This is a genomic window from Neobacillus sp., from assembly GCF_031988165.1.
Lineage (GTDB): Bacteria > Bacillota > Bacilli > Bacillales > Cytobacillaceae > Neobacillus > Neobacillus rhizosphaerae.
Window position 1 is genome coordinate 1 of record NZ_DALZYO010000087.1, and the last position, 5,848, is coordinate 5,848.

Annotated in this window: 6 protein-coding genes; 5 read left to right on the forward strand and 1 reads right to left on the reverse strand. The window is 41.6% G+C overall.

The annotated features are described in order from the left end of the window. Positions 1–209: 209 nt before the first annotated feature. Complete coding sequence (locus RTR43_RS25450) at positions 210–1,496, reverse strand: NCS2 family permease (RefSeq protein WP_312476824.1); 1,287 nt, start codon at positions 1,494–1,496, stop codon at positions 210–212. Positions 1,497–1,671: 175 nt separating this feature from the next. On the opposite strand from RTR43_RS25450, the gene RTR43_RS25455 reads away from it, so the two are divergent. From RTR43_RS25455 to bshB2, 5 genes are all read left to right on the forward strand, one after another. Then, positions 1,672–2,388 (forward strand): Crp/Fnr family transcriptional regulator, encoded by a 717-nt coding sequence (locus RTR43_RS25455; RefSeq protein WP_312476826.1) that lies wholly within the window; start codon positions 1,672–1,674, stop codon positions 2,386–2,388. Between the two features lie 186 nt (positions 2,389–2,574). Further along, the gene (deoD, locus tag RTR43_RS25460) at positions 2,575–3,279 is read left to right on the forward strand and encodes a purine-nucleoside phosphorylase (RefSeq protein ID WP_312476828.1); all 705 of its coding nucleotides are present in this window, start codon (positions 2,575–2,577) and stop codon (positions 3,277–3,279) included. Between the two features lie 178 nt (positions 3,280–3,457). After that, complete coding sequence (gene pdxK, locus RTR43_RS25465; protein ID WP_312476830.1) at positions 3,458–4,261, forward strand: pyridoxine/pyridoxal/pyridoxamine kinase; 804 nt, start codon at positions 3,458–3,460, stop codon at positions 4,259–4,261. A gap of 150 nt (positions 4,262–4,411) precedes the next feature. After that, positions 4,412–4,759: a YojF family protein gene (locus tag RTR43_RS25470; protein WP_312476832.1), complete on the forward strand. Its 348-nt coding sequence runs from the start codon at positions 4,412–4,414 to the stop codon at positions 4,757–4,759. A 174-nt stretch (positions 4,760–4,933) separates the two neighbouring features. Further along, positions 4,934–5,605 (forward strand): bacillithiol biosynthesis deacetylase BshB2, encoded by a 672-nt coding sequence (gene bshB2 / locus RTR43_RS25475; protein WP_312476834.1) that lies wholly within the window; start codon positions 4,934–4,936, stop codon positions 5,603–5,605. The last annotated feature ends 243 nt before the right edge of the window (positions 5,606–5,848 follow it).

A 5,848-nucleotide genomic window follows, 5' to 3' on the forward strand; every position in this document is an offset into this window, starting at 1 on the left:
GTTGACTTATCGTAGGGAAAAGGGCGAAGTACACTAGCCGCTGGGCGCTGGAGCTAGACAATTCTCAAAGTCGAAAATTTTCTTATCATTAAAAAAAAAACCAACCCTCAAGAAACAAAGGTTGGTTTTTCAATCACCCATAGAAGAATATCATAATGTCCGCCCACAGAGGACAAATGTCCACCGAAGGTGCCTGACACCATTAACCACTAAATCACACTAGATATAAAGTAAAGCAGGAATAGTGTGGCGATGATGTAGATTGTTACGGATACTTCTTTTCTTCGGCCGGTTACGAGTTTTACTAGCGGGTAGGCAATGAAGCCGAAGGCGAGCCCGTTAGCGATGCTGAAGGTGAGTGGCATCATTGTCATCATTAGATAGGCTGGAAAAGCCTCGGTAAAGTCGTCGAGCGGTATTTCTTTCAGACTTTGGATCATGAGGCAGCCGACAATGATGAGCACAGGAGCGATGGCCGCATTCGGGATTACTTTGAAAAGCGGAATAAGAAACAATGCCGGGATAAAAAGCAGTCCTGTTGTAAAAGAAGTTAAGCCAGTCCTTCCTCCTGCAGCAATCCCTGTCGCCGACTCTGCCGCTGTCGTCGTCGGGCTACAGCCAAAAACTCCTGCCCCTATGACAGAAACAGCAATTCCCTGAAACGACTTCCGAAACTTATCTTTATTTGGAAGCATCCCAAGCTGTGCCCCCATGTTCTCAAATATGATTACCATCGATAACGAGAAAACCGCTATCCAAAAATTAACCGTGCTTATTTGACTGAAATCAAAGGCGAAAAAGACCTGTTCATATCCATTAAACGAGAAACTAAAATCACCCAAATTGGAAAAATCAACAATTCCAAACAAAGAGCCGATCAACGTTCCAGCAATGATTCCAATCAGGAAGTTGCCCTTTACATTGCGTAAAAACAACGGCAGCAAAATGCATAACGTTAGTAAGGTCGTTAACACATTCGGATCACTAAGACTGCCTAATTGAACAAATGTCCCCTTGCTTGCCACAATTAATCCGCCATTTTTAAACCCAAGAAACGCAATAAACAAGCCAATTCCGGCGGTTATCGCATTGATCATCGACTTCGGAATCGCAGTTGATAAATACACGGCCCCCTTGGAAATCGAAGTAACCGTAAAAACAATTCCAGCTAAAAAGACGGCCGCAAGTGCTTGCTGCCATGTAAGTCCTAAAGATAATACAAGGGTATAAACAAAAAAAGCGTTATCTCCCATTCCGGGAACAATAATTAGTGGAGAATTGGCCCAAAGCGCCATCAGCATACAGCCTAAAAAGGAGCAGATGACCGTTGCAATGGTCACGGCTTCATAAGGCATACCAGCTGACCGTAAGATGGCTCCATTTACAACAATAATGTAGGCGACTGTCATAAAAGAAGTTAATCCCGCAATAACTTCCGTACGAGTATTTGTTTGTTCCCCATGAAGAGGAAATAACTTCTGTAAATTTTTACTCAACTTAATATCCTACCTTTCCAAAGAATGTCTTATCCTCCAAATTGTCAATGCCGATATGATTAGGTAAAATTAAGATTAACAATCTTATTCGCCAATCTCTCCTTACATTTTTCCAAAAATTCTTTCTTAAAACCCATGCCACCTAGTGAATAAAATCGTTAAAGGATGTATGTTTATGATTACCAATCTTTCTAATATAGCCATCTTCTCAGGCATACCCGAGAATGACTTATCGCAAATTCTTCCCCTTTTAAAAGAACGGAAATTTAAAAAGAATCATGTCCTTATGTTTGAAAATGACCAAAGTGAAGATGTATATCTGATTCGCTCCGGAATGGTGAAAATATATCGGATTCATGAAGGAAAGGAAATTATCCTCAGCATAGCCATGCCTGGTGATATTTTAGGAGAAGTGGAAGCGTTGTCCAACGGTAATCACCGAATTTCTTCCATTGAAGCACTAGACAATGTTACAGCATGGCTGATGACCAAGCAGGACTTTCTCCAAATCGTAGAGTCCTATCCATCTGTCCTAAAAAAGGCCTATATGATCCTTGTAGAACGCACTCGGATGCTGAACCGTTTGATACGTTATTTAACTTTTTACGACGTCCGAACAAAGGCGGCGAATTTAATTATGGACCTTTATTATAATTTTGGAAAACCAAACAGCGATATTGATAAAATTGACCTAAAAATCACTCATTCCCTCCTTGCCGGGATGCTTGGGGTCACCCGTGAGTCGATATCGAAAACACTTAACGATTTTCAAACTGAAGGGCTAATCGATATCCGTGAAAAGCATCTTTACCTATTAGATAAAAATAAATTGGAAGCGCTCTGTAGTGAAACAGAAGAGATTCCTTCACTAAGGAAGTGGAATAATTTTTAGCCATATCTATACCATATTAGCAAACGTAAGCGGTTAATTTCAGTAACCACTATCACCAATATTTTGTTAACTAGGTCACAAAAATGCGGTTATCCCCTTAACAGATTATTTATGGATGATTGTGCTATATTTTTTGACGAATCATAAAATGGCGCAATACAAACAATATTATTGGAGGGATAACAGATGAGTTTTCATATTGAGGCAAAAGTTGGCGAAATTGCAGAATCCGTCTTATTACCAGGTGATCCGTTACGGGCAAAATATATTGCTGAGACTTTCCTTGAAGAGGCTGTTTGCTATAATCAGGTTCGCGGGATGCTGGGTTTCACGGGAAAATATAAAGGGAAACCCGTTTCTATCCAAGGGACAGGGATGGGAATGCCATCCGCCTCGATTTATATACACGAACTGATTAACGACTATGGTGCTAAAAATCTTGTCCGTATTGGGACATGCGGGGCCATTCAACAAAACGTAAACATTCGCGATGTGATTATCGCTCAGGCAGCAGCAACTAATTCAGCCATCATTCGCAGTCAATTCCCTGGTTACGACTTCCCGCAAATTGGGAACTTTGAGTTAATCAAGAAGGCCTACGAAATTGGCAGTGAAAAAGGATTACAGCTTCATGTAGGTAACGTCCTTTCTTCCGATGTTTTCTATACAGATAATGATGATGAATTCACTAAGCTTGGTAACCACGGTGTTTTAGCAGTAGAGATGGAAGCAGCGGGACTTTATTATCTTACAGCTAAATTTGGTGTAAAGGGCTTAACGTTGCTAACTGTCAGCGACCATATTCTAACCGGGGAACAAACTACAGCCCAAGAGCGACAAACTACATTTAATGACATGATAGAAGTTGCTTTAGAAACAGTAACAAAATAAGGGGAGCATTCATGTAAAGGTTCCCCATTCATTGGAAACCCATGCAGGTTGTCACGTATGACAAAAACCTGTTTGGGTTATTTTTTTGCGAGAGTGATGTTTCATATCTGCTATATTTTTTCAGATGTTTTATAATAATAATGAAGAATTTAAGAGTCTTTTTGAGGAGGAGTACATAATGACAATTAAAAAAGTAATGACGATTGCAGGTTCAGATACAAGTGGCGGCGCCGGGATTCAAGCGGATTTGAAAACTTTCCAGGAACTTGGAGTCTATGGAATGACTGCTCTGACCACTATCGTGACAATGGATCCAAAAGATTGGCACCACAGCGTTTTCCCGGTTGCGGTGGATACACTTAAAACACAATTAGATACCATTCTTTCCGTCGGTATCGATGCGATGAAAACAGGCATGCTTGGAACGGTTGAAATTATTGAATTGGCTGCGAAAGTGATTGATGAAAACAAACTGGAGCGAGTCGTCATTGATCCGGTTATGGTTTGCAAGGGCGAAGATGAGGTGTTGAACCCGGAAACAACCGATGCCATGCGCGAACTGCTGCTGCCGCGTGCCTTAGTCGTGACGCCAAATCTTTTTGAAGCTGGACAGCTTGCGGGAACGAAAACACCTCGTACAGTAAATGAAATGAAAGAAGCAGCTGTAAAAATCCATAGCTTAGGCGCAAAATTTGTGTTAATTAAGGGCGGAAGTAAGCTTCATTCAGAGGAAAAAGCTGTCGACCTCCTTTATGATGGGAAGGAATTCAAGCTTTACGAATCTGAAAAATTTGACACAACCTATACTCATGGTGCTGGATGTACCTACTCATCAGCGGTTACGGCTGAGCTTGCTAAAGGAAAATCTATTTATGAAGCAGTCGATGTGGCGAAAGCGTTTATCACAGCTGCTATCGAGCAAGGCTTCCGCTTAAACGAATATGTAGGTCCTACCTGGCATGGTGCCTATCGGCAACACTAAAAACGAACTTTTTTCTGCAAAAATCGAGCCCCATATCCAAATGGTGGCTCGATTTTTTTCAAGCATGGATTTCGCATTTTGTGACTGATTTTAGTATGATAGTAACATTATTAACTTAAGTTACTTTGATTAGGAAAGGAGAAGATAATTTTGGAGTCAATTGATGTAAAAAGCGTGCAGGACACCATTAACAGCTTCGCAAATCAAGATGTTTATCTTCACCTTGAAACGACGAATGGTGCCTACGCATCACATAACGATCAATCTTTCTTTTCCGCTGGTGCCTATATCCGCAATGCCTTAGTTCGTTATGAATTGGGGAAAATTACTGGTAATGGACCGTACCGGGTTGGATTGAAAATAAACCTTGGCTGGGTGTATGCAGAAGGGCTGACACATTTTGAAGTCGATGAGCAAGGCCGCCTGCTGTTAGCTGGCCATGATCAAAAAGGGAAGTTAGCCGTTGCGTTGGAACTCAGCCGTACGCCGTTTGAATAAGAAAAGCAGATGTGTCTTGGCATAGAGCTAAAAGCACAAGACGAACCTCGGAAAGGCTGTTCTTTAACCTTCTCGACGGATTGCTTGTGACCTCGTGCTCCTAGGAGCTAGTGCTTGACAGTTATTGAAGGCAAAAAGAACTTGATAAAAATAAATCCGGAAAGGAGAATGGTAATGGAAAAAGAACGTCAGCTTTTAGTCATCTTTCCCCATCCAGATGATGAAGCGTTTGGGGTCTCAGGGACGATTGCGACTCACGTGCAGAACGGAACCCCTGTTACCTATGCTTGTTTAACCTTAGGGGAAATGGGACGTAACATGGGAAATCCCTTGTTTACCAATCGGGAAAATCTTCCTAAAATTAGAAAAAAGGAATTAAAGGAAGCAGCCCGGGTTTTGGGCATCCAAGACCTGCGCATGCTAGGATTCCGCGATAAAACAATTGAATTTGAAGATGAAGATAAACTGGCTAACACGATGTTAGCATTGATTGAAGAAGTAAATCCTTCACTTATTATTACTTTTTATCCAGGCTATTCGGTCCATCCTGACCATGATGCCACCGGTGCGGCGGTCGTGAGGGCTGTGGAAATGATTCCAGTGGCTTCGCGTCCAACATTACACTGCGTCGCTTTCTCTAATAATTGTGTGGAGGAGCTTGGTGAAGCAGACATTATCAACAATATTACCCCTGTTGCTAACACAAAGCTTGCTGCCATTAAGGCACACCGCTCGCAGACAGAGCAAATGTTTACTGATATGGAAGAGAAGTTAAAAAACCAAGACCCACAAATTATGGTGTGGATTAACAATGAGCGGTTTTGGACATATAAATTTACTGATTAATTTACCCTGCGGTTGTTTCATTGACCTAAAAGACGAGATTCGCACTCTCTCGGACAATGAAGCATTACTTTTACAGATTAACGAAAAGCCCTTCGTAGTCGGAGGTCTCAGGCTGTCGAAAAACCTTCGACAGCCTTTATTTTTTACGTTACTTTAATAATTAACCGCGTTAATTCGTTATAATATTGTTAATGCGACATGTCTGTTGATTTGCGCTCCAGGCGCTTCGCTTTCCGCGGGCGT